General features: G+C 53.9%; 22 protein-coding genes and 1 tRNA gene. 13 read left to right on the forward strand and 10 right to left on the reverse strand.

Annotated elements, in window-relative coordinates:
* Positions 1–15: 15 nt before the first annotated feature.
* The 7 genes from METAL_RS12685 to METAL_RS12705 all read left to right on the forward strand — a co-directional run bounded on the left by METAL_RS12685 (position 16) and on the right by METAL_RS12705 (position 6,103).
* Complete coding sequence (locus METAL_RS12685; RefSeq protein WP_005372896.1) at positions 16–570, forward strand: HEPN domain-containing protein; 555 nt, start codon at positions 16–18, stop codon at positions 568–570.
* A gap of 117 nt (positions 571–687) precedes the next feature.
* Positions 688–1,020: a hypothetical protein gene (locus METAL_RS20985; protein WP_157203508.1), complete on the forward strand. Its 333-nt coding sequence runs from the start codon at positions 688–690 to the stop codon at positions 1,018–1,020.
* Between the two features lie 167 nt (positions 1,021–1,187).
* Positions 1,188–1,631, forward strand: coding sequence for a hypothetical protein (locus tag METAL_RS20990; RefSeq protein WP_213069385.1), 444 nt, complete (start codon positions 1,188–1,190; stop codon positions 1,629–1,631).
* A gap of 160 nt (positions 1,632–1,791) precedes the next feature.
* Positions 1,792–2,724, forward strand: a complete 933-nt coding sequence (locus METAL_RS12690; RefSeq protein WP_005372900.1) for an SDR family NAD(P)-dependent oxidoreductase — start codon at positions 1,792–1,794, stop codon at positions 2,722–2,724.
* Between the two features lie 151 nt (positions 2,725–2,875).
* Positions 2,876–3,274 (forward strand): hypothetical protein, encoded by a 399-nt coding sequence (locus METAL_RS12695; protein ID WP_005372902.1) that lies wholly within the window; start codon positions 2,876–2,878, stop codon positions 3,272–3,274.
* Between the two features lie 503 nt (positions 3,275–3,777).
* Positions 3,778–4,554, forward strand: coding sequence for a hypothetical protein (locus METAL_RS12700; protein ID WP_005372904.1), 777 nt, complete (start codon positions 3,778–3,780; stop codon positions 4,552–4,554).
* A 1,330-nt stretch (positions 4,555–5,884) separates the two neighbouring features.
* Complete coding sequence (locus tag METAL_RS12705) at positions 5,885–6,103, forward strand: hypothetical protein (RefSeq protein WP_031431957.1); 219 nt, start codon at positions 5,885–5,887, stop codon at positions 6,101–6,103.
* Between the two features lie 386 nt (positions 6,104–6,489).
* On the opposite strand, the gene METAL_RS12710 is transcribed toward METAL_RS12705, so the two are convergent.
* Both METAL_RS12710 and METAL_RS12715 read right to left on the reverse strand, forming a co-directional pair.
* Positions 6,490–6,566 (reverse strand) — tRNA-Met (locus METAL_RS12710).
* A gap of 114 nt (positions 6,567–6,680) precedes the next feature.
* Positions 6,681–7,160, reverse strand: coding sequence for an SRPBCC family protein (locus METAL_RS12715; RefSeq protein ID WP_031431958.1), 480 nt, complete (start codon positions 7,158–7,160; stop codon positions 6,681–6,683).
* Positions 7,161–7,401: 241 nt separating this feature from the next.
* Here METAL_RS12715 and rimO point away from each other — a divergent pair, with 241 nt between their 5' ends.
* Together rimO and METAL_RS12725 are read left to right on the forward strand one after the other, a co-directional pair.
* Positions 7,402–8,712, forward strand: a complete 1,311-nt coding sequence (gene rimO / locus METAL_RS12720; protein ID WP_005372909.1) for a 30S ribosomal protein S12 methylthiotransferase RimO — start codon at positions 7,402–7,404, stop codon at positions 8,710–8,712.
* Between the two features lie 181 nt (positions 8,713–8,893).
* Entirely contained in the window at positions 8,894–9,943 is a 1,050-nt protein-coding gene (locus METAL_RS12725; RefSeq protein ID WP_005372910.1) for a hypothetical protein, read from the forward strand.
* A gap of 67 nt (positions 9,944–10,010) precedes the next feature.
* Here the strand turns inward: METAL_RS12725 and METAL_RS12730 are convergent, their stop codons facing one another.
* Genes METAL_RS12730 through METAL_RS12740 form a run of 3 tightly spaced genes read right to left on the reverse strand, consistent with a single transcriptional unit; the run spans position 10,011 to position 11,886 of the window.
* Positions 10,011–10,220, reverse strand: coding sequence for a dodecin (locus tag METAL_RS12730; RefSeq protein WP_005372911.1), 210 nt, complete (start codon positions 10,218–10,220; stop codon positions 10,011–10,013).
* The gene (gene murU, locus METAL_RS12735; protein WP_005372912.1) at positions 10,217–10,897 is read right to left on the reverse strand and encodes an N-acetylmuramate alpha-1-phosphate uridylyltransferase MurU; all 681 of its coding nucleotides are present in this window, start codon (positions 10,895–10,897) and stop codon (positions 10,217–10,219) included. The genes METAL_RS12730 and murU overlap by 4 nt, the downstream gene beginning before the upstream one ends.
* On the reverse strand, positions 10,894–11,886 hold the full coding sequence (locus METAL_RS12740) for an aminoglycoside phosphotransferase family protein (protein WP_005372913.1): 993 nt from the start codon (positions 11,884–11,886) through the stop codon (positions 10,894–10,896). The genes murU and METAL_RS12740 overlap by 4 nt, the downstream gene beginning before the upstream one ends.
* Before the next feature lie 107 nt (positions 11,887–11,993).
* Between METAL_RS12740 and METAL_RS12745 the strand changes: the two genes are divergently transcribed.
* Genes METAL_RS12745 through rnd form a run of 4 tightly spaced genes read left to right on the forward strand, consistent with a single transcriptional unit; the run spans position 11,994 to position 18,141 of the window.
* Positions 11,994–14,945 carry an LPS-assembly protein LptD gene (locus METAL_RS12745; RefSeq protein ID WP_031431959.1) on the forward strand — a complete coding sequence of 984 codons (2,952 nt, stop codon included), beginning with the start codon at positions 11,994–11,996 and terminating at the stop codon, positions 14,943–14,945.
* An 11-nt stretch (positions 14,946–14,956) separates the two neighbouring features.
* Positions 14,957–16,243: a peptidylprolyl isomerase gene (locus tag METAL_RS12750; RefSeq protein WP_005372915.1), complete on the forward strand. Its 1,287-nt coding sequence runs from the start codon at positions 14,957–14,959 to the stop codon at positions 16,241–16,243.
* 47 nt (positions 16,244–16,290) lie between these two features.
* The gene (locus METAL_RS12755) at positions 16,291–16,917 is read left to right on the forward strand and encodes a DbpA RNA binding domain-containing protein (RefSeq protein WP_157203509.1); all 627 of its coding nucleotides are present in this window, start codon (positions 16,291–16,293) and stop codon (positions 16,915–16,917) included.
* A 60-nt stretch (positions 16,918–16,977) separates the two neighbouring features.
* Positions 16,978–18,141: a ribonuclease D gene (gene rnd / locus METAL_RS12760; protein WP_005372917.1), complete on the forward strand. Its 1,164-nt coding sequence runs from the start codon at positions 16,978–16,980 to the stop codon at positions 18,139–18,141.
* 168 nt (positions 18,142–18,309) lie between these two features.
* Here the strand turns inward: rnd and METAL_RS12765 are convergent, their stop codons facing one another.
* From METAL_RS12765 to adk, 5 genes are all read right to left on the reverse strand, one after another.
* On the reverse strand, positions 18,310–21,075 hold the full coding sequence (locus tag METAL_RS12765; protein WP_005372919.1) for a motility hub landmark protein FimV: 2,766 nt from the start codon (positions 21,073–21,075) through the stop codon (positions 18,310–18,312).
* A gap of 55 nt (positions 21,076–21,130) precedes the next feature.
* On the reverse strand, positions 21,131–22,153 hold the full coding sequence (locus METAL_RS12770) for an aspartate-semialdehyde dehydrogenase (RefSeq protein ID WP_005372921.1): 1,023 nt from the start codon (positions 22,151–22,153) through the stop codon (positions 21,131–21,133).
* A 100-nt stretch (positions 22,154–22,253) separates the two neighbouring features.
* On the reverse strand, positions 22,254–22,889 hold the full coding sequence (leuD, locus tag METAL_RS12775) for a 3-isopropylmalate dehydratase small subunit (RefSeq protein ID WP_005372923.1): 636 nt from the start codon (positions 22,887–22,889) through the stop codon (positions 22,254–22,256).
* Positions 22,886–24,307, reverse strand: coding sequence for a 3-isopropylmalate dehydratase large subunit (gene leuC / locus METAL_RS12780; RefSeq protein ID WP_005372925.1), 1,422 nt, complete (start codon positions 24,305–24,307; stop codon positions 22,886–22,888). Before leuC ends, leuD begins: the two co-directional genes overlap by 4 nt.
* Positions 24,308–24,364: 57 nt before the next feature.
* Positions 24,365–25,003 (reverse strand): adenylate kinase, encoded by a 639-nt coding sequence (adk, locus tag METAL_RS12785; protein ID WP_005372926.1) that lies wholly within the window; start codon positions 25,001–25,003, stop codon positions 24,365–24,367.
* Positions 25,004–25,090 lie beyond the last annotated feature (87 nt).

A 25,090-nucleotide genomic window follows, 5' to 3' on the forward strand; every position in this document is an offset into this window, starting at 1 on the left:
CGTTAGATTTTGCGGATGAACTCACAAGCGCTCGAAACATTCAAGCACGCGATTCAGGACTCCACTGATCTCCTGAAGCACTTTGATGCCCTCAACACCAAGCCGCCACCGCCGGACATTGAAGTCCTGAAGCGCGCCAGTCTAGTGATGGCTCTCGCTGCCCTTGAAACCTACTTTGAAGATCGAATTTTCGAGGCGGTGAATGCAATCTGCGCCAAAGGCAATGCAGATGATCCCATCCAAAATTTCTACCTCAATTCGCTAGAAATTGACCTCAAGTCATTCCACAGTCCAAGCACTGACAGGGTTCGCCAGATATTCCAGAAGTATCTCTCACTCGACGTTTCAGATGCATGGAACTGGAACAATTGCGACCCAGCCAAGGCCAAAGCGGAGCTGAACCGGTTAGTCAAAAAGCGGGGAGACATTGCACACCGCTCTCTGCGTCCAACGAACGGTGAGGCCCAGCCAAAACAACACGCGGTGACTCGTGATGATCTACGCAAGCACATCCACTTCATCACTCAAATTGCCAGTACTACCGATAGTTTTCTGGCCGCGAAAATCTAACACGTCGTTCAACCGGACACGTTACAGCGGGCTTTGCTCCAGCGGCTTCGCTATTTTCGCCTCCGCAAAGCCCGCTGTAACGCGCCGGTTAACTCAGCGTTAGGCGTGGGGAGCTAAATGTCATCGGAAGCTATCTTCGGAGTTATTATTGCTGGCGTCATTGTCTTGTCCTTTGTGAGCAAGCTCCTACCAAAGCGTCAACCCAAGGAGAAAAGCTTTAAGTGCGCACGTTGCGGTGTAGTTTCACGTCATACCGAACGCACCATCGAGGCATGGCGTAACAACAAAACCAAATTTTTCTGCCCAGCGTGCCATGCCAAGTGGCTTCAATCTAGGCCGCCTCAGTTTTCTCGCCGCAACGCCGGCTCCGGTTCAGGCTGTCTCGGTATCGTTGTGTTTTTTGCGTTTATTCCGCTGGCTGGCTATCTTTTGGTGCGAGCCTATGCCTAACAAGGCGGTCAAAGGGACGCGCCGCCCGTTGACGATTTTGAAGGTTTACTTTTTAATCGGGTTCGGCGGCTTCGCTCGGCTTCCTTCAGCGGCGCGCCCCTTACCTCCACGTTAGGCAACCCATTGCTTCGTACCCGGCTAGAAAAAACACAACTCGGAGACAAACCATGAATAAAATAACTGCCGTTTCTCTTGCAACTGTTCTTTTTAGCGTCGTTGCTAATGGCGTAGAAACTCCTGCCGTATCCTCTCAACTTGATTACAAGGGGCCTTATACCGAGGAAAAACTAATTTGCGGTGCTACTGTAACCACTACTGAATTGCACAACGTATCATGCGGTGAAGGATGCAGTTGTATCGCGGATCGTAAATGGTGTTTTAAACCATCAAACTTAGAAGTCACAACACCCAATGAACGCTGGGTATTCAGTGGCAGCCCTTCTGTACAGTGCGCTAGAGACAATGATGGGTCTTGCCAATGGAATGCTCTAGGCGCACCGGACAGATTTAGCGTTACTTTAAATAATCCAACTATTATCAAAGCAACAGTGCTCACGAGTTCTCGGAGTATTGGCGTACGCTTGTGCGCCACGGCACGCTACTATCCATAATGCCTAACATGCCACTCAAGCCGACCCGCTTCCGCTACGCTCCAGCGGTCGGCTTAGCTCTACGTTAGGCGGACACCTTCGGGGTTGGGCTATGCAGAAGTTGAGTGAAATAAAATAGATCGCGCAATCCAATAAGTTGTAGGTACAGGAGCGAGAGGATATGAAAAAAAACAAAAGTATTTTAATAACTGGAGCAAATGTCGGCTTAGGTAAAGAAGCTGCAAAACAATTGGCTCTGACCACTGAAACAGAAAAAATATATCTTGGTTGCAGAAACGATCAAAAAGCTGAACAAGCAAAAAAAGAATTAGAAGCCCTGACGAACAAGTCCATTTTTGAAGTTATCGTATTGGACGTCCTGAACCCAGACTCCGTGAGAAATGCTGTCAGAGAACTTAAAAACCCAGTTGATGCGTTGATATTAAATGCTGGAGGTCAAGGTGGGAAGCATCCAGGAGCATTAACGCCTTCAGGCATGACTAATATTGCCGCCACCAATTTATTGGGTCATGTGGTCTTGGTTGACGAACTAATTAAAGTAGGCAAGCTAAACAATGAGGTTCTATATGTTAGCTCCGAAGGGGCAAGGGGAATTAAAGGTATCATGAAGAGGCCGAGTCTCAAGACCAACTCCGTCTCTGAATTTATTTCTGTTCTTAATGGTTCATTTTCTGAACCAAAGTTGGATGGGAGCGAATCCTATGGGTATGGATATATTAAATATATCGGTACCTTATGGGCATCGGCCAATGCTCGGAAATACCCTCAGATAAAATTCATTAGCGTAAGTCCTGGTAATACAAGTGGTACAGCAGGGTATGATAATTTGCCGCTCTTGACAAAGTTTTTGTTTAAATACATTTTTGCTCCTATTGTAATGCCTTTAATTGGAATGATTCATAGTTTACAAAAAGGCGCTGCAAGATATGTCGAAGTGCTGGGAAATCAGGACTTGGCAAGCGGTGATTTCTATGCCAGCAAAGATGGAAAAGTTACGGGTGCAATGGTCGAGCAAGGGCAAATCTTCCCCGATTTAAAGAACATCGTTTTTCAAGACAATGCCTACGAAGCCCTTCATAGTTTTATTAAGTAGCCAGGGAAAAAATGGGGTCAGGTCTTGCAATCAGATTCGGCCTAACCCAACGCTCAACCGGAGCGCGGTTATAATGCGGTTTTGTTTTTCAGCTTCCCAGGCTGCGCCCGGTTAGCTTTACGTTAGGCTCGTAAAACATAGGAGAAATACAATGATTGGAATTTGGGGAAGCTATTCAAGTCAGTTTCTTTTCGTCATAGGTACCTCAACGTTGGTGATTTTTGGTGTTCCTATGGCTATTTGGCCAATTCAGTGGGCAAAAACCCTTCGCTGGGATATCCCAGAGCAAACCGACTTGGCTGTTTATTATGGCCGCTGCTTGGGTTGCGTGGCATTTGTAGTGGGTACATTTGGCGTATTGGCCGCAATGAATACCGCCGTACAGGTGTTCTATTTTCAGTTCTTGCTGGCATGTTGGATTCTCATGGTTATTGTGCATGTCTATGGGGCGGTTAAGAAAATTCAACCTATTACCGAAACCTATGAAATCGGCTTTTGGTTTGGCTTGGTTTTGCTCACGTTATCGTTTTGGCCCAACGTTCCCGCCTAACATAGCGCTCAAGCCGACCCGCTTCCGCTACGCTCCAGCGGTCGGCTTAGCTTTACGTTAGACGTCGGCAAAATCAAAGGACTTGAGTTTCTCCTTCCGGGAACGGAAAGGTCATCCTGTTTTCTACGTGGATTCAGGTCCGTTCGGCCTGATCCGTTTGCGTCACGCCGGCGTCTTTAAGGTCTCGGCGGGTCCCCCATGCACAAGCCACTTTTAGGCCATTAGCTTTAACAATGGCGCGACGCAAGCCGTAGCGGGGCTTTCCAGATAACAAGGACTTTCTGCTTGCGCAGGCCTTCGTTTTTTCCTTGGCTTCGCCTCAGGTCTGTTTTACAATCGGTCTAACACAGCGGTCAAAGGGACGCGCCGCCCTAAGGCGGTTTTGAAGGTTTGTGTTTGAATCGGGTTCGGCGGCTTCGTTTAAGGCTTGTCCACGGCGCGCCCCTTACCTTTGCGTTAGGCTCTTCATTACCCACTCACACTCAACAAAGGAGAATCCCCAATTGAATCAATCAATCCGCACTCTCGCATTCCTTGGCGCGCTTAGCGCTCTGGGCGGCTGCGTCGCCACCTCTCCGAGTAACCCCGCTACGCCGGTGTCAATGCAACCAATCACGTATTTCGTTCCGTCTGATGATGGACTGATTCGGCAGACGGGCATGATCGAGGATCTGTCGTTCTCTGATTTCTCGTACTACTCAACCGGCAGACGCGACAAGCTATTCGCAAAGCGAATCGGCAATAACTCCCTTGCTATCGAACGCCGGACTGAGACCGAAAGTGGCATCGCCGGCTCTGGAAAGCGCTATCAAGTCGATTTCGCCGTCGAGAAGACGGATAGTGGATACAAAGCCGTCATTCGGCCCGTTGAATATTCGACCTATCAACAGGGGGTAATTCTCCCGTTCCCAGTTCCGAAATTCGATGAAGCCGATCTCACAGAGAATCTCCTCAGTACGCAGCTCTACTATCGATTTGAGGTTAACTCGGAATTCAATTCCGAATCCACCCATGCGAACTTCATGCGCATATTGAAAACTCGCCCGTTCCAGAAGGGAGAGAAGGATCCCGTTACCGGGAAGATATTCACCCAGCAGTTCGTCCTTCCATACCGAACTAAGGAAGTTCTATTCACGCTGGAGACGTTCCCGTACCGCAACGGCAGCAAGGCTGTAATGCACTTGCGGGTTCCAGCCATGCTCACGTCACCCAACGTAATCGACTACAAAGTCATACTTGATGAAGTAAAGGCGAAACTGGCAGAGATCGTCAGAGCCTAACCCAACGCTCCAGCAGACTCCGCTTACGCTCCGCCGCTGAGATTTACGTTAGACATCACACAGGTACGTCAGTGGCACATCTCGATTCAATCTTTGCGAGCTACCCATCAGAGGGCTTTCAAGACGTTTGGTTCAGCGCTCTTGAACCCAATGAAGTTGCACGTCTGTTTAATTACGCATGTCAAACGTATGGAAAAGCGGCACCACACGCAGCCGGGTAGGTCGGGCAACAGCTTCATCGTTGCCCGACGTCAGGTGGCAATCTTGCTTCGCTATTGCGACAATCTAACCCGGTAAGGCGGATTCGCCGATAAACAATCCGCCATAGCTTTGAAGCATGTTGGCGTTTTGCTATCGCGAAAACGCCCTACCGCCCTACAGCTCTCCGACTTCCTTCAGACAAGACCTCGCGGTCTTGCCTTTGTCTTCGGCTAGTCGTTATAATCACTAACAGGATTAATTTCGAATTCTCCGGCAGGGGACTTGCGCCCATAGGCGCTAACTTAAAAATTGACCTATTCCAATAAAAGTCATTAATTTTCAATATGTTGAAGCTCTTTGAGCGGCAAATCAAAGTAAAACTTTAAAGTGAAATTCCTTTTATTTTCAATATTTTATATTTTAGGTTAGCGCCTATGAGACTTACACCTCATAAGTTCATGCCCATGCTGGGCATACACAAGGTGCTCAAGCCGACCGCTTCCGCTACGCTCCAGCGATCGGCTTAGCTCTACGTTAGATTTCACATGATACCGGCAGGAAGTACAGAATCATTGGAGGAACCTTGAAGCGAATTACTGAATCGTGGGAACAACAACGCCAGCGAGAAATCGAGGAGTTCTCGAAGCATTGGAGCTGGGAGCGAGTTTTCCGCGCTTGGACTGACCGCCTAAACGATTTCAGCATTGTCGTTGATCCGTTGTTCTTGTCAATCCAAGTACACGATCCTGCAAGTCCCACCGAGAGACCTTCTGCACTATCTTGGTGGCCTACAGACTCCATACGGAGCTTGCACCAGGATTGTCAGAGACATTTTGATCGATGGCCCGGAACATCAGGGCCGATACATCCGCCAAGTTATTATACGAGGCAGGGTGAGCTTGATACGCTTGACTACCTGTGGGAGAGCAAGGACGACATTGAAACCACAGCCGCAATACTGTTTGCGGCTTCCCTTTTCTCCCGCCTCGAGAATAAACGTAGGCGATACCCAGATAACTGGCCAAAGTTCTCCTGCGCGCAGATCCTTGTATGTTGGGCATATGGTAGGTGGCACAGCGCGGGGCCGCATAGAACATGGCATTCCTCATGTACTGACGTCCTTCCGTACATGAGCGATGACTGGATATATAAGATCGACACGATGGATGCACTGGTTCGCTATCTTGCGGAGGAGCATGCATCACTGCTGCTCCGGTACCGCCCAGTAGTGATTGAGTATGTATCCGAGCCGGATCCGTTCGTTGCGAAAAGCCTTCGAGAGGAATACGAGATCGAAAGGCAGCGACAGGCTGAGTGGCGCGAAAGACGGGAGAAGGAGAACCCGTAAGGCGGATTCGCCGCTAGGCAATCCGCCATAGCTTTAAAGAGTGTTGGCGTTTTGCTATCGCGAAAAAACCCTACAGCTATAACTCAGGAGAAAAAGCCATAGACAAAAGAAAGCGCGTTAGTCGCGTGTAGGGATGCAATCAGGATGCGAGTACTAATCCCAAGTGAGGTTGATATTCACACCATACTAGGCACATTTTTTTACAAGGCACCAACTACGCATAATGTCGTGCTCCGAATGGATTTCGATGCAAAGAACGCGCCGGGCGTAGAAAGTCCTTATACCGCAACACGTCATTTTGCACCGCGTTACAGTTACATGAAGGTTACACAAAACCACCAAGCATAAAAAAAGGACTTGTGTTTCTCACAAGTCCTTGATTTATTTGGTAGCGGGGGCCGGATTTGAACCGACGACCTTCGGGTTATGAGCCCGACGAGCTACCAAGCTGCTCCACCCCGCGATTGATCCTGTGTATTATAAGGATATTTGAAAATATTGCAAGTAAAAGTTTGCACTTTCAGCTCGATATTTATTTAAAGCTTAAAACTTAAGAGCCGCAGTGCTTGCCGATAGTTCATAAAGATAATTCCGAACGCCCAGTTAAATGGCGGATCAGGCCCGCTTCCCCGTTTTTCATCACACGCCGATGATTCCATACAAATACCGGCCTGGCGACTCCCGCCAACAGCTTCATCCATGATTTGGCGAGCGAGACGTTCCAGATAAAGATCAGCTCGGTCGCCGCCTCGTTCTCCCGATAGGTCAGCGAGCAATCGCCGATGCCGATCAGGTCGCCGGTGACTTCGACAGTGATCGCACGGTAAGGATGCAGTTGAGTGACCCGCAATTCGAACGCCAGATCGTAAGGCAAACAGGTCCGCCAGAGATACCGCCTGACATTGTCGATACCCAATGAATTACCCGGCGCCGTCTCGTCCACCATCGCCACATAATCCCACCAGCCCGGCCAATTCTCGGTTGCAACCAGAGGCGCCCACACCCTTTCGACCGGGGCGGGAATCAACCAGCGCGTCGTGAGCGAAAAATCGGACATTCGCACGCTTATCAGCTCCAAATTTTTTGTAAGTTGGACGATTATAACTTTCCGAAAATTCCTGCGCCCCAAACGCCGATACGCTATTGCAAGCATATAATACTGAGAAAGGGAGTCATGCGCCGCATGTCGAAGCGTGTATTTATTTTTTACAAAAAATTTATAAAAAACAAACTTTTCAATTTTTAATCCCGTCCACACTCATATAAACTACGCAGGTTTTTATACTCACGAGAAAAGAATGACTGCTCCGAATATTGGATTTATCAGCCTGGGCTGTCCGAAAGCGCTGGTCGACAGCGAGCGGATTCTGACCAAGCTGCGATCCGAAGGCTATACCATTTCGCCCACTTATAAAGACGCCGACCTAGTCGTCGTCAATACCTGCGGCTTTATCGATGCCGCAGTCGAGGAATCGCTGGACAGCATCGGCGAAGCGATCGCGCAAAACGGCCGGGTGATCGTGACCGGCTGCCTCGGCGCCCGGGAAGGCGAAATTCGCGCCAGACACCCCGAAGTTTTGAAAGTGACCGGCACGCATGCGCTGGAAGAAGTGATCGCCTCGGTGCACGAGCATTTGCCGCCACCGCACGATCCGTTTACCAGCCTAGTGCCGCCGCAAGGCATCAAACTGACGCCCCGGCACTATGCCTATCTGAAGATTTCGGAAGGCTGCAATCATCGCTGCACCTTCTGCATCATCCCGTCGATGCGCGGCGACCTGGTCAGCCGACCGGTCGACGAGGTGTTGCGCGAAGCCGAACGCCTAGCCCTGGCGGGCGTAAAGGAATTGCTGATCGTCTCGCAGGATACCAGCGCCTACGGACTGGATTTGAAATACCGGCCGTTCGACTGGAAAGGCCGGCAGGTGCGCACCCGTTTCTACGAACTGGCCGAAGCGCTCGGCGAACTGGGCATCTGGATACGGATGCATTATGTCTATCCCTATCCGCATGTCGATGAAGTGATCCCGCTGATGGCCGAAGGCAAAATCCTGCCCTACCTGGACATTCCGTTCCAGCATGCGAACAGCCGGATCCTGAAACTGATGAAGCGCCCGGCAGCCAGCCAGAACAATCTGGAACGGATCAGGGCCTGGCGCGAAATCTGCCCGGACATTACTCTACGCAGCACGTTTATCGTCGGCTTTCCGGGCGAAACCGAGGAAGAATTCGAGGAACTGCTGCAATTCTTGACCGACGCCCAGCTCGACCGGATCGGCTGCTTCGCTTATTCGCCGGTCAAGGGCGCAGCCGCAAACGATTTGCCGAACGCGGTGCCGGAAGCGGTCAAGGAAGAACGCCTGGCGCGATTCATGGCGCATCAAGCGGAGATCAGCGCCGCCCGCCTGCAACGGCGGATCGGACGGGTGGAAACCGTGCTGGTCGAGGAAGTGGTCGAAGAAGGCGCGGTCGCCCGCAGCAAGACGGACGCACCGGAAATCGACGGCCAAGTCTATATCGACGGCGCCACGCATCTCAAGGTCGGCGATTTGGTGCAGGTCGAACTGGAAGAAGCGGACGATTACGATTTATGGGGCCGGCTGATATGAAGTAATCCGCCTGACGCCAGGCGGACTCAGTACTCGAAAAAGCGCAGAGACGGCAGACTCTCCTTTCCTCTCATGGAGGATCGGCCGGTTGCCGCCTGCCGTCCACGATGCATTCGAGAGAATTTAATGCTGTAGCTTAATTAAGGAATTCAATCAATAAACTTTATGCGGGGACCGATCCATGTCTGCTCAAGCCGTTTCTTCTTCACAAAATTATTCACCATCGATCCGGATGGCCGTGTCCTTCCGGCTAATCCTGGCACTTTATCTGATCATTCCACTCTGCGTATTGCTCCAGTTATTCGACGGCTGGTTCTGGCATAATTTTCTGAAAGAAAATCTGCCCAGCAATACCGGGCATTTCCTGCTGTATCAGATTTTATTCGGCACGCCGCATATCCTCGCCAGCGCGATTTTATTATGCAGCCACGGTGATTATTTCAAACTTTACAAGCCCCGCCTCTTCCGGATGACGCTCGCGCTAGCGGTCGTTTTCGGCATCGGCAGCCTCTACCTGCCTTACTACGCGCTTTACGCCGGTGTCGCGGCCTGGACGGTGCTGCATGTACTGAAGCAGCAGCACGGGCTGGCGCGCGGAGTGTGCAGGCTGCCTTCGCCGCACTTCAATCTCCTGCTCGGCTTGAGCGTCACGGCGGGCCTTCTGATTTATATCGGTATTTTTTTGAATGCACGACTGACGCCGGATCAGGTCGAATGGATCAAGCTGGCCGCCGGCAATCTGTGCGTGCTGCTCGCTCTCGTCACCTGGTATAGCCAACGCTTTGCCGCATCCGCCTTCGGCAAATGGTTTTTGTGGTCGAACACTTTACTGGTACTGAACAGCTATTATCTGTTCGTCCAGCAATATTATTTCCTGGCAATTCTCGGCCCCCGACTGGTACATGATACGACCGCTTACTTCTTTTATGTGACCCACGACTACAATCGCCACCATAAACAGCCGCAGAACTGGCTCTACCGTCAGGCCAAAAGCTGGCATGTGCATTGTTTCCTCGTCCTGCCCGCCCTCTCGTTCGGGCTTGCCTTCGCGCTGCAGGCCTACGGCGACCAGCTGGTCAACCTGATCACCGAGCACTGGTTCGGCGTCGAGATTCGCAAAGCCGTTACTTTGGGTTTACTCGGTTATTTCGGACTGATGCACTATTACACCGAATCGTTCACCTGGAAGCAGGATTCGCCGTACCGGCGTTATATCGCGTTCGGCAAGTGAACGCCCGGCTTGTCGCCATACAGGAGAAATCTGCCAGGTTTTAAAAACCTGGCAGGTCTTTCGCGGCTTACTCGATCAGCGAAAAACCGACTTTGATCGTAACCTGCCAGTGCGCGATTTTGCCGTTTTCGATATGCCCGCGCGTTTCGACCACTTCGAACCAGCGCATGTTCTGGATCGTTTGCGAAGCGCGGGCAATCGCGTTCTCGATCGCCTCCTGCAGGCCGGCCGTCGATGAACCGGTCAATTCGATTTTTTTATAGACATGGTCGCTCATGGGAATACTCCTGTTTGAAAATAATAACTATCGAGAGTCTGTAGCCGCTCGGGAGTTCCGACATCCATCCAGAACCCGCCATATTTCCGCCCCGACACCCGCTGCCGGGAAATCGCCCGGCGCAACAGCGGACCGAGCTTGCTGGCGCCCGGCGGCACATGCTCGAACAAAGCGGGATGATAAATGCCGATTCCGCTGAAAGTAAACGGTTCCTCGCCGTCTTCCACAACCCTGCCCTGCCCGTCCAGGCCGAAGTCGCCCCTGGGATGATGCGCGGGGTTGTCGACCAGAACCAAATGCGCCAGATCGACCGGCACGGCATGCAGCATGTCGAACGGAAAATCGGTCGCGATGTCGCCGTTCACAACCAGGAACGGTTCATTCCCCAGCAGCGGCAATGCATTGACGATGCCGCCGGCGGTTTCGAGCGCCTGCTCGCCTTCGGGAGAATAACGGATGCTTGCGCCGTAGCGCTCCCCGTCGCCGAGCGCCGCTTCGATCTGTTCTCCGAGATGCGCGTGATTGATCACGATCTCGGTAAATCCGGCCTCGACCAATCGGCCGAGCGTATGTTCGATCAGCGCTTTTCCGGCCACCTTCAAGAGCGGCTTCGGCGTGCGGTCGGTCAGGGGGCGCATGCGCTCGCCCCGGCCCGCGGCCAAAATCATCGCCTTCATGCGGCCGTCTCCTGCAAGGGCAAAACCTGCGTCCGCAAAAAATCGCCGAATTCGGCAAATTCCGGATAAGCATCGGCCTGCGCCAATACATAATTCAGCGTCCGCGGGATGTCTTTCAAATAGCCCGGCTTGCCGTCGCGCAGATTCAAGCGCGCAAAGATACCGATCGCTTTCAAATGGCGCTGCATGCCCATCCAGTCGAACCAGCGCCGGAACCGCTCAAGGCTGCAATCGATCAGCCGGGCGCCGAGCAAGCGCCGGTAGTAGCCGCTCATCCAGTCATCGACCCGTCGCTCGGGCCAGGCGACATAGCAATCCCTGAGCAGCGACACCAGATCGTAAGTGACCGGCCCGACTACCGCATCCTGAAAGTCCAGTACGCCGGGCGAATCCGCCTCCAGTATCATCAGATTGCGCGAATGGTAATCGCGGTGCACGCAGATGCGCGGCTGCTCCAGCGCCGAGGCGATCAGCTTTTCGTGCAGAGATTCGCGCACTTTCGCCGGCATCTCGACATCGAGCCACCGCCCCAGAAACCACTCGTCGAAGATGCCCAGCTCGCGGGCCAGCAGCGCGTGATCGTAAACCGGCAGGCCGCAGGCCGAAATCGACGTTCCCGTCTGCAGCCGGAACAGAGCGTCCAGCGCCTCCCGGTACAGCCATTCGGCGCTCTCCGGGCTTACCCGGCTCAGAAAATCGTGGCTCCCGAAATCTTCGAGCAGCAGAAAACCGTCTTCCGGATTTTGTGCGAAGATTTCCGGCACATGGACACCGGCCCCTTTGAGCAGACGGTTGACTTTGATGAATGCCGCCACGTTTTCCCTCTCGGGCGGCGCATCCATCACGACGAACCGGCCTTCCGGCCCTTCGACCCTGAAGTAGCGCCGGAAGCTGGCATCGCTGGAGGCCGGTTCGCAACTGGCTATCGTCATCAAAAGATCATGCCGGAGCCAGTCGAGCAGGGCCATGATTCGCAAATCTTCAATCATGAGGGCCGATTAGATTAGTTTATTATGGTCAGATAAATTAAGGTAAAATGGCATTCGGCATTTTAGTCTATTTGCAAACCGTCCCGCTACCCATCTCCCGACACCGCATGCATTTTTGCTTTATCCTGTTTTTTTTCGCATTCCTGCCGACTACGGGTTTTGCGGAGGATGCCGTCTGGAATTGCCATCAGGACAAAAACAGCAAGGAATGGGTTTGTACCGGCGAAAAAGCCTCTCCCGCCGCCATTCCGGAAGAGAAAGACGAACCGTTAGCGCAACAACCCCCAGTGTCAACGACGCCCGCCGCCCAACCCGAGGTAAAAGAAACTGCGGTCAGCGAACCGGCCCCGGCCCCGGCTCCTGTTCATGAAACGGTCGCCGAAGCCGAATCTCAGCCTAAAGCAATCGCCGAAAAAAAGATTCCGGTCAAGTCGACGGTGCGCAAGGCCGTCCCCGTCAAGAAAAACCTGCAGCAGGAAGATACCCGGCAGGCCGGCTGGCATTGTAAAACCGCCGAAGGCGGCCAAGACTGGAATTGTAACCTGACCGGACCCGATCCGAAGGGGCAGCCGCATGTCGTGAGTACCGAAGCCACCGGATTCAGCATGTTGGATCCTGCGTTCGACGCCAAACAGGAGCAGATTTTTGCCAACCTGAGATCAAACCTGAAATACGACCCTTGGGCTCATTGCAGCATCGAGCCGGGTGCGGCGCCGGTATTTACGCCGCGCAGCCCTTTACGCGACGTATCGCCGCTGGATGTCAATGCCGATTACGGCGAAGTCTTCGAAAACGAAATCAGCAGTTACCGGGGCAACGTCGAAATTACTCGCGCCGACCAGCATTCGTTTTCGAACACCGCACAATACGACACCGTATCGCAAACGCTCGATCTGCAAGGCGAGGTATACTACAGCGAGGACAATCTATCGATTTACAGCAATTCCGCCAGCCTGAAACTGGCCCAGGACCAGGCGACATTGAGAAACGTAGAGTTCATCAATCCGTCCGCGCCGCTCAGAGGCCGCGCCTCGGCGGCGTACCGGGAAAGCAAGGTACTGTCGCGCTATAAAGATGTCGCCTATACGACTTGCCCGCCCGGAAATACGGACTGGGTACTGCATGCTTCCGACCTGAAATTGAACGACGCAACCGGCAAGGGCGCCGTCAAGAATGCCTGGCTCGAATTCAAGGGAACGCCGGTTTTCTATTCACCTTACCTGTCGTTTCCTGTCGACAACAGACGTTTATCGGGTTTTCTTGCGCCCACTTTCGGCAGTACACAGCTCAGCGGCTTTCACTTCTCCGCCCCTTATTACTGGAATATCGCGCCTAATTATGATGCGACTCTCAGGCCCCGCTATTTCACGAAGCGCGGCATCATGCTGGCGGGCGATTTCAGGCTTCTGACCCCCTACTCGAACAGCAAACTGGGACTGGAATTTTTACCCAACGACAAACTTCGCGACACCTCGCGTTTTCTCGGATCGCTCAAGAACACCAGCCATTTCGGCCCGTATGTCAGTTCGAACATGGACTTGAATTATGTTTCGGACAAAGAATATTTCGGCGAGCTCGGCAACGCGCTCAGCTTCCCCAATTTCAGCCATATCAGAAGCATCGCCGATCTGGGTTACCGCAATCCGGGCATAGGCGTCTCTCTGGTGGGCCGCGTCGAGAACTATCAGACAATCGACAAAACCTTGACCGGTTACAATCGCCCCTATCGGCGTCTGCCCGAGATCGATCTGAACCTTGACCATACCTTCGACTTCATGCCGCTGACTGCCAACCTGGACAGCGAATATGTAAACTTCAACCATGATGATCTGGTCAACGCTCAGCGCGTCAATGTCAAGCCGTCGATCAGCGCGCCGCTGCAAGCCGAATGGGGTTTTTTGACGCCCAAGGTTTCGGTACAGCATACCGATTATCAACTTACTGAAAAAAGCTTTGTTCCCCCGCCCAATGTCGTGCCTGCGAGTTGGTCAAACACGGTTACCCGCACTTTACCGATCTTTTCCTTAGACAGCGGGTTAACCTTCGAGAGGGAACTGGGCAAGGCCGACTCGTCCATGAAGCATACGCTTGAACCCCGGCTTTTTTATTTATATATTCCGAAAAAAGATCAAAACGACATTCCTTTATTCGATACATCGCTCTACGATATATGGTTCAGCAATCTATTCAGGGAGAACCGCTTCAGCGGTACCGATCGGATACAGGACGCGAATCAAATTACGATGGCGCTGACAACCCGGTTGATCGATTCAGAAACCGGCCTGGAAAAAATGAAATTGAATATCGGCCAAATCATTTACTTCCGGGACCGCGAAGTCACCGCACCGCTCAGAATCCGGAACTTGCCCGATTTCGTGACAATTCCGGAACAAGGGTTTCAAATGCCGGTCGAAACGGACCGCGTGTCGCCGCTGATCGCCGAACTCAGCAGCCAGTTCTCGGATCATTGGTCCGGAGAAACGGGCATTCAGTGGAACCCGGAGAACAATGACATCGTCAGAGGCAAGGCGATTTTGCATTTTATGAACAAAGCCGAGAAAATTCTGAACCTTGGCTTCCATTATCGGCGAACCGATCTGGTAGAACGCACCTTGCTTGCGAACAGCTCCATTTGGGGACCTTCCGTACAGGCCTACAATGCAGCGCTCCCTTCCGGCACGCCTTCCTATAATCCGCTGACGGACCCAAACGTACTGCACAGTACGGACCTGGTGCAGAGCGACATCAGTTTTCGCTGGCCGTTGTTCAATGATTGGTATGCCGTCGGCCGCTGGCAATATTCCTGGCTTTATAATAAAACGCAGGAAACTTTTTTGGGCGTCGAGAAGGAAAACTGCTGCTGGCGTTTTCGTCTGATCGGCCGCCGTTACACCAATAACATCAATACGGTCAACAGCTCGGTTCAACAGCTCGCCGAAGGCACCAGTCAATCGGGTCTTTTTTTCCAGGTAGAACTCAAGGGATTGACCGGCCTAGGGGAAAGCCTCGACCAATTCTTTGAACAAAGTATTTTCGGCTATCAAAAGCCGACCCAATAATCGCAGCCGTGATGAAACAGTTTTTTATTGCGTTTTTTCTGCTCCACCTTCTGACGGTAACCGGCACAGCCCGCGCCGAAATGCTCGACACGATCGTCGCGATCGTCGAGGATGACGTCGTATTGGAACGCGAACTGGAAAAAGAATCCTATATCATCGCAGAGCGGATGCGTTCGTCGAATGTCGCGATGCCGTCTGCGTCGACCTTGCGCCACCAGGTGCTGGAAAAATTGATCATCGACAAACTTCAGAGGCAGCTGGCCGAAAAAGCCGGCATTACGGTCAGCGACGAAATGCTGAACAGCTCGGTCACCGAAATCGCGCGCAACAACAACATGAGCCCCGACGAGTTCCGGAACGAACTGATCAGCCAGGGCATGGCCTATAAAAGCTTCCTGGACAATGTGCGCAACGAAATCATGATCAATCAGTTGCGCGCTCGCGAAATCGGCGCGCGGATCAAGGTTACCGACCGGGAAATCGAGCACTACCTCGACACCCAGGGCAAAATCGGCACTGAGTCGGTGCAATACCGTTTGGGACATATTCTGATCGCAGTGAAAGAAGGCGCATCCGCTTCCGAAATCCAAACCGCCCAAAGCAAGGCTTCCGACCTCGTCGCGAAGTTGCGCCGGGGCCAGGATTTTACCCATACCGCGGTCAGCAATTCGGACGACGACAATGCGTTATCCGGCGGCGATCTCGGCTGGCGCAATTTGAACGAGATTCCGACCCTTTTTGCGGATACCGCGCAAAAAATGGCCATCGGCGAGGTTTCCGAGCCGATACGCAGCCCGAGCGGCTTTCATATCATCAAGCTGATCGACTCGAAGGGAACCGACAATCATACGGTCACCAAAACCGAAGTCCGGCATATCCTGATCAAGACCAACGAATTGATTGACGATAACGAAGCGAAAAAACGCCTCTTGGCGCTAAAGACCCGCATTACCGATGGCGACGATTTCGCCGCGCTCGCGCGTGCGCATTCGGACGATAAAGGCTCTGCCCTGAAAGGCGGCTCTTTGGGCAAAGTCAATCCCGGTGATTTGGTCAAGGAGTTCGAGGAAGCCATGAACCGGCTTGCTGTCAAAGAAATCAGCGACCCCGTTCAAACCCAATTCGGCTGGCATCTGATTCAGGTGCTGGATCGCGAAACGAAAGACAATAGCGAAGAGCACCAGAAAAATCTGGCTCGCGAAGCGATACGCAAACGGAAAATCGAAGAAGAAACCGAGCTCTGGATTCGCCGAATTCGAGATGAAGCCTATGTCGAAATCTACGAGGACAGGCTCTAGCCGAGAGCAGACACCGTGTTGGCCGCCATGATCATGCCGATAACGACTTGCACCTTTCACGCGACCGCGACTATTCCAGGATGAACGATACCCCAAAAACCGGCCTGCCCGCAGGATTGGACAGACAATTACAGCAGATTATCGCTCTCGAAGATCTCGAAGCTCAGCGCGCCCATCTGAAGAGGCTCTGCGAAGCCGGCAGCGGAGTCGATCTTCTGGATTGCGCCGCTGCCCTGCTGTTTCTGCTGCAATCCCCGGCAAGCCTTCCGGATAAGGCCGGTGATGCGCTCCAGCCCCAGCGGACTCAGCCCTTGCGGCAACAACCTATTCCCCAGCATCTGAAAATGGTGCGCTATCGGCTTGATGTTGGGCGCCAGCATCAGATTACAGTGGAAGAGCTCAAGAAAATGCTGGTTGAAGAGTCGGGGGTCGATAAGAACAATATTACCCATGTCGACATTCAGGATTTCCATACGCTGATCGAACTGCCCGATGAAATGCCGCCGGACATTTTTCAGCATCTGAAAACGGTCGAAATCAACCATCAAAAACTGGGCATTCGGCGGGTAAAAAATCGGCGTGCGAAAAAACACGGCAAGCCTCGTTACGGGCGCAATCGCCAGCCGATTGCCCGACAACAGCCTGAAGCGGCCGGCTTCCCAGGTAAAAACTGAACCCGTTGCGTGTTTATTTAGATATTATCCGATTGATCGCCTCCATTTAAGGTTCGAAACGTGAAAACAACGACCATTGAGTATATTGACGCCCCCGCACAACTTGCCGAGCTTTGCACCCGCATCCATTCGACTCCCTGGATTGCCATCGATACGGAGTTTCTGCGCGAAAAGACTTATTACCCAAAATTCTGCCTGCTGCAGATCGCCACGCCCGACTGGGTGGCATGCGTCGATCCGATCGCGCTTCCCCGGCTCGATGAATTATTCGAAGCCCTGTACAACCCCGGCATCGTCAAGGTACTGCATTCCAGCCGCCAGGATCTGGAGATATTTTATCAATTGACCGGCAAGCTGCCCTCGCCGATCTTCGATACGCAAGTCGCGGCGCCGCTGCTGGGTTATCAGGACAATCCCGGCTATGCGATGCTGGTTTCGCATCTATTGAATGTCAACCTGAACAAGGCGCATACGCGCGCCGACTGGAGCAAGCGCCCGCTGACCGAAGAGGAAATCCAGTATGCGGCGGATGATGTCATCTATCTGTGCCGGATTTATCAGCTCATGCGCGACAAACTGAGCGCTTTGGGCCGGCTCGATTGGCTGCAGCCGGACTTTGCCGAGCTTTCCAATCCGGCCCTTTATGAAGTGCTGCCGGAACATGCCTGGCGGAGAATCAAGGGCAAAAACAAACTGACCGGCAAACAGCTCTCGATCATTCAGGCGCTGGCCGAATGGCGCGAAAGCACCGCCCAAAACGAAAACCGCCCCAAAGGCTGGCTGCTCCGTGACGAGCTGCTGTTCGACATCGCCAAACTGCAGCCGGAAACGGCAGCCGATCTGGCAAAAATCCGCGGCATCAACGAACGCACGGTCAGCCGCTACGGCGCGGCTTTATGCAGAATCATCGGCGAGGCCAAAAACCGCCCCCCGATCCCTCTGCATGAAGACGGGCGCCCGCTGAAAAAAACCCAGCAGCAGGAAGCCATTGTCGACCTCTTGACGGCGATCGTCCGGATCCGGGCCGAAGAAAACGCCTTGAATCCGAATATTCTCGCCACCCGGAAAGATTTGGAATCCTTGCTTTTCAACAATGACGAAGGCGAGTGCCAACTGCTGCACGGATGGCGCTACGGCATGGCCGGCAAGGAACTGCTCGGCATATTGAGAGGCGAACTGCTGCTGGGGATTAAAGAGGATAAATTGGAAATTATCGCCAGATAAGCGCTTCGCATCACGAAGGCCGGGCACCACAAAATGTCGAAGGACAGCTCGCGGTACACGTTCTAAAAACCGCAGCACCATCGGCATTCCGGGAAAATGAAGGACCGGCGGCTTATCCCGGAAAGAGCCAACCCCTCTTTTTTCAGGGATGGTACGAATAACAGACGTTTACATCAACTCATTAAGCAGGACTTGCGCCAATTTTTTTTGTTCGGCGCTGCCTTTTTCCAACACTTCCGACACAATATCCCGGGCCGACTCATTGTCTCCCATATCACGGTAGGCTCTGGCCAGATCCAGTTTGGTTTCCAGTTCGTCCATATCGGTCAGATCGGCTACGCCGGTTATTTCAATCAGATCATCTCCCGCCTCGTCATCCCCGAGCGTAGAGAAATCGAAATCGAAATTGAAATCGTCGCCCAAGGCGATTTCCGGCCTGTCATCGTCGGCTTCTTTCGCCAGACTGAACTGGTCGTCGACAGTGAGTATTTCATCGTCTTGCTTATTTTTTTCGGCGGCGCTGAATCCCCTATCGAAATCGAGAGGCTCGAAATCAAACGCTTCGTCAGCCCCCGGAGAGAATTGCAGATCCGCCGAATCGGCTCGGTTTTCCTGAACCTCCGGCTCGCCTGCAAGATCAGGCAGTTTATCCAGATCGAAGTCGATGCTTTCATTATTCCGCGGTTCATCCTGCTCCGCCGTTTCGCCGAAGGAAAAATCTTCGAGGTCGAAATCCGCAAAATCCCGGTCGACAACAGAAGCGGAAGCTTGCGGCGATTCGCTATTTTTCGTAAAGGACGCATCGAATGCAGAGGTATCGAACGCTGCCGGTTCGAAATCAGCGTCGAACGGCATGTCGAAATCGTCTTGCCCAGGCACCTCCTGCTTGGCAAGGCTGACCGCCTCCGTCTGACCGGCAACGGAAGCGCCTGCATTGGAGGCGGCCGGAGCCGACTGCAAAGCAAACAAGGCCGAATCAGGGCAAATTTCACGCCCCATTTCGGCCGCTTTTCCCCAGAAAACACTGTCCCGATCCTTACCGGCCGCGGATAGTTCTTTTGCAAACGCTTCGAAACCCGGCTTATTTTCAGCAGCGTAATAAATTTCCAGCAACTTCAGTTTGCATTCATCGCGATCGGGATAGTTCGTAACCGCATTGCGCATCAGCTCTTCGGCCTGTTGATAACGCCCATAGGCCAGATAAACGTCGGCCTCGGAAATAGGATCGATCTCGCCTTGATCGCTATCGAAAGCATCGAAATCGCTCGGTGTGAATTCGCTCAGAAAAGAACTCTCGCCGACCGGATCGACATCGTAGGCGGTACTCTCATTCAATGCCGGCACAGAAAAAGTGGAGTCGCTCTCAGGTGCTTTATAAATGATCGAAGGCGAGAACATGCTTTCGGTGTTGAGCGAGGCTTCGCTTGCCATTTTACGGCGCCGCCACCAGAAAAGTCCCAGCAGCGCCGTAATAGCGCCAGCGCCAATCCCTATCAGATCCAACGGCAGAGGCTCTTCCACCGGTTCAGGCGCCGGAGCGGGACGGGAAACCGGCTTTTTAACGGCAGCGGGTTCCGGTGGATGCGGCGGCTGTTCCTGAGCCATCGCCGGCGTTGTCGGCTTCACCGGCTGTTCGTCGGCGAGGTTCGGCTGCGCAGCGGCTGTTACCGGCGGCGCCGGTTGGGCTGGCTGGACGGGTACTGCGGGTGCTGCCGCCTGTTCTGCCGGCAACGGCTGGGCTGGCGCGGCCGAGGCTTTAGCGGCCTTTTGTACCTGGTCCTGCAACGCGGCTAACTGCTGTTCCTTGATCGCTAATATGGCCTGCATTTTTGCCAGCTGCTGTTCCAGCGCGACCATTCTTTCCTGCATTTCCTCGTTTGCCTTGTCGCTGGCAGTTCCCGCCGCTGCCTTATCCGCTTCGGACTTGGCCGCATTCTGCTCCTGGCCCGGAGTAATGACCGCTTTCTCCGCAACGGTCGCTTCGGCAGGCGCCGCCAAAGTCAACTGGTTATCGATCGGTTTTTCGGCAGGCGCTTCCTTTTCCTGAACCGCTTCCGCCACCTCGGAGGACGCGGGTTGCGACCGGTTCTTCCAGGCCTCCCGCTGGCGATTGTATTCGGCCAGCGCTTCCTGGTGAGACAACTTGACAACCGCTTCGCGCTCCGGAATTTTAAGCTTGACCTTCGCCAGCAAGGCATTCACGTTGTCTTTATAGAATGCCTTCGGATTGGCCTGGTAGATCGCGACCATCATTTGCTCGACCGAAACCTTGTACGGCCTGCCCGCTTTCTCGGCAATGGCCCACAGCGTATCGTTCTGCCGGGTCGGTCCGTAGACGCCTTTGACGATGTCGTCTTTAGGCGCCTGGCGCACCGGGTCCGGCGCCATCGCGGCGGAATCCGGAACCACGGAACGCGGTTCCGTAACGTAGGAAGGCGCTGCGGCGGTGGTTGGAGCGGGACTGATGGGCGCGCCGCTCGTGATCGTTTCGGGAACCCGCGTAACGGGAACGACAGGCTGCACATAGGCGGCCGGCGGGTCGACCATCAGCGAGAACTGGCGATAAGAAGTTCCTTTCGGCCAGGTAACCTGCAACAGTAAGTCCAGAATCGGTTCTTTCAACGCTTCGCGTGATCTGACCTTGATCACCGCCGAGCCGTCGGGCCGGACTGCCGGTTCAAAACTGATGTTCGAGAGGAAATAAGACCAAGGTACGCCGCGTTCGTCGAATTTGTCGGGAGGCGCAAGGCTGACCTTGACATCGGAAATCCGCTCGCCCGCCGACAGCATCAAGGAAATCTCGGCATCCAGATTTTGATTGAGGGCCGAATGCAATTTTATTTCCCCTATGCCCAGAGGATAGGCGCTGGCCGGGGCCAATAACGACAATACCGCTAAAGTCCTGGTCAAATTGCTGACGTTACTCTCTTTCACAATGCTTACCTCGGTCTACGCCGCGAACAGTTGAAACACTCTGTTAAAGCTTAGACTAGATGTAATTTTTTACCAGCACCTCGGCGATTTGGACGCTGTTCAAAGCCGCGCCCTTACGGACGTTGTCGCCCACCACCCACAAGTCAAGCCCCAGCGGATGGGAGATATCTTCGCGAATCCGGCCGACAAAGACTTCATCATGACCCGAAGACTCGGTCACTGCAGTCGGCCAGCCGCCGTTCTTTCGTTCATCCACCACCTTTACGCCAGGCGCATGTTCGAGTAAATCTCTAACTCTTTCGATGCTGATCTTTTGCCGGGTCTCGATATGGACCGCTTCGGAATGCCCGTAAAAAACCGGCACCCGGACCGCGGTCGCATTGACCTTGACGGAAGCGTCGCCGAGGATTTTCTGGGTTTCCCAAACCATCTTCATTTCTTCTTTGGTATAGCCGTTGTCCAGAAATACGTCGATCTGCGGCAATACATTGAAGGCGATCTGTTTCGGATAAACTTTGCTTTCGATCGGTTGGCCGTTCAACAGTCTTGCAGTCTGGGTCGCCACCTCGTCGATGCCCTTTTTACCTGTGCCGGATACGGCCTGATAAGTACAGACATTGATCCGATCGATACCGGCCGCATCGTAAATCGGCTTCAAAGCGACTAACATTTGAATTGTGGAACAATTCGGATTCGCGATAATCCCGCGGTTTTTATAGTCGGCGATCTTGTCCGGATTCACTTCCGGGACCACCAGCGGAATATCGTCTTCATAGCGGAAATGCGAAGTATTGTCGACGACAATGCAGCCGGCCGCCGCGGCTTTGGGTGCATATTCGGCGGAGACCGAGCCGCCGGCCGAAAACAGGCCGATCTGCGCCTTCGAAAAATCGAACGTCGCCAGATCCTCGACTTTCAACGTACCGCCCTTGAACGGAATCCGCTTGCCGACGGATTTGCTGCTGGCCAGCGCATACACCTCGCCGACCGGAAAATTGCGCTCTTCGAGAATCGACAGCATCGCTTCGCCGACCGCACCGGTCGCGCCAACCACTGCCACGTTATAAACTTTTGACATTGAACAACCCTTGGAAAACAGCCGAAGCACGGCTCATTCTGAAAAACAAACGGCGGCGGATAAAGCCCCGCCCCATCCGCCGCAGGAAAGAACTTCCGGATCAGTTCGTGAACAGCCACGGCGCGCGCTTGGCGCGTTTGGCCTCATATTCCCGGATCTTGTCCGCATGCTGCAGCGACAACGCGATATCGTCGAGCCCGTTCAGCAAACGGTATTTGCGCGTCTCGTCGACATCGAAGCGAATCGCCCGTCCGGCCGGCGTGGTGATCGTTTGCGCGGCCAGGTCGATCGTCAGGCGATAGCCGGGAACCAGTTCCTGGAACAGGCTGTCCACTTCGGCGGCCGGCAGCGCGATCGGCAGTAGACCGTTCTTGAAGCAGTTATTGTAAAAAATGTCCGCAAAACTGGGCGCGATGATCGCACGGAAGCCGAAATCTTCCAGCGCCCACGGCGCATGCTCGCGCGACGAGCCGCAGCCGAAATTTTCGCGGGTCAAAAGGATTTCCGCGCCTTGGTATTCCGACCGGTTCAGAATGAAATGCTCGTTCAACGGCCGCGTCGAGCAGTCCATATCCGGTTCGCCGCGGTCGAGATAACGCCATTCGTCGAACAGGTAAGGACCGAAGCCGGAACGGCGGATCGATTTCAGGAATTGTTTCGGGATGATCGCATCGGTATCGATATTCGCCCGGTCGATCGGCGCAACCAATCCTGTTATTTGTGTAAATGCTCTCATTGGCGTGCCTCTTTTTCCCAAGTGCTCACATCGACAAAATGGCCCTCGATCGCAGCAGCAGCCGCCATCTCAGGACTGACCAGATGGGTACGGCCGCCGTAACCCTGGCGGCCTTCGAAATTGCGGTTCGAAGTCGACGCGCAGCGTTCACCCGGCTCCAGCCGGTCCGCATTCATCGCCAGACACATCGAACAGCCCGGATCGCGCCATTCGAAACCGGCCTCGGTGAAAACCTTGTCCAGGCCCTCCGCTTCGGCCTGTTGTTTGACCAGGCCGGAGCCCGGAACGACCATCGCCAGCTTGATGCTCGATGCCACTTTTTTACCTTTCGCCACCGCGGCCGCCGCACGCAAGTCCTCGATCCGGGAATTGGTGCACGAACCTATGAAAATCTTGTCGAGCTTGATGTCGGTAATCGCCTGTCCCGGCTCCAGATCCATGTACTTCAGCGCCTGGATCATGCTTTGCTTCTTGACCGCATCCGCTTCGAGCTCGGGATTCGGCACTTTGTCGTCGACCGAAACCACCAGCTCCGGGGAAGTGCCCCAAGTCACCTGCGGCCGGATCGAGGCGGCGTCGAGGTCGACGACCTTGTCGAATTTCGCATCGGGATCCGAATGCAGGTTCTGCCACAACCGTTCCGCCATGTACCAGTCGTTGCCTTTCGGCGCATAAGGACGGTCGCGGTAATAATCGATCGTCACCTCGTCGACGCCGATCAGGCCCGCGCGTGCGCCGGCCTCGATCGCCATGTTGCAGACAGTCATGCGGCCTTCCATCGACAAGGCGCGAATCGCCTCGCCGGCGAATTCGAGCGTATAGCCGTTGCCGCCGGCGGTGCCGATCTTGCCGATGATCGCCAGCACGATGTCTTTCGCGGTCACGCCCGGTCCGGTCTTGCCGTTGACTCGGATCAGCATGTTTTTGGCTTTTTTCTGCACCAGGCACTGGGTCGCCATCACGTGCTCGACCTCGGACGTGCCGATCCCGAACGCCAACGCGCCGGACGCGCCGTGCGTGGAAGTATGCGAATCGCCGCAGACGATGGTCATGCCCGGCAAGGTCGCGCCCTGCTCCGGACCGATCACGTGCACGATACCCTGGCGTATGTCGGCCATGTCGAACTCGGTGATACCGAATTCGGCGCAGTTCTTTTCGAGGGTTTCGACCTGCAAACGGGAAACCGGATCGGCAATGCCCTTGTCGCGGTCGGTGGTCGGCACGTTGTGATCGGCGACCGCCAGGTTTCGGTCGGTGCGCCACGGCTTGCGGCCGGTCAGGCGCAGGCCTTCGAAAGCCTGCGGCGAGGTGACTTCATGCACCAGCTGGCGGTCGATATAAATCAATGAAGACCCGTCTTCCTCGGTATGGACGACATGATCTTCCCATAATTTGTCATATAAAGTTTTACCCGGCATAGCTCTTGTGTGTAGTTGGGCCGATGGGTACGGCGGAATGAATAATAACGATGAACTTCAATCGAGGACGGCAAACAGTTTGGCGGTAATTTCTCCGACATCGCCGATGCCGGCAATCGTGGTGAATTTGGCGGTTTGACCCTCGGCGGAATAATACCCGACCAGCGGCTTGGTCTGTTCGTGATAAACCTGGAGACGCTTGCGGACCGTCTCTTCCTTATCGTCGTCGCGCTGGATCAGCGGCTCGCCGGTCACGTCATCGACATGATCGACTTTCGGCGGATTGAAAATCACATGGTAGCTGCGTCCCGAGGCAGGATGCACGCGCCGGCCGGCCATCCGCTTGACGATTTCCTCGTCGTCGACGGCGATTTCGACAACATGGGTAACGTCGATGCCCATTGCCTTCAAACCTTCGGCCTGTGCGATCGTGCGCGGAAACCCGTCCAGCAGGAAACCCGTGTTGCAGTCATCCTGGGCGATGCGCTCCTTGATCAGTCCCAGGATGATGTCGTCCGACACCAAGCCGCCCGCATCCATCACTTTTTTGGCTTCAATCCCCAAAGGCGTTCCCGCTCTGACCGCGGCACGCAGCATATCGCCCGTCGAAATCTGGGGAATGCCGTATTTTTGAGTGATGAATTGAGCCTGAGTTCCCTTGCCGGACCCCGGACTCCCTAAAAGAATAATGCGCATGAAATAACTCCCGATCTTTTTTGCGTCGTTAAAAAATGCTTTCAAATTAAGAAGCTTGACCGCATATTCTATAACAGTTCAGTTTTA

Source organism: Methylomicrobium album BG8 (assembly GCF_000214275.2).
In the GTDB taxonomy this organism is placed as follows: domain Bacteria; phylum Pseudomonadota; class Gammaproteobacteria; order Methylococcales; family Methylomonadaceae; genus Methylomicrobium; species Methylomicrobium agile.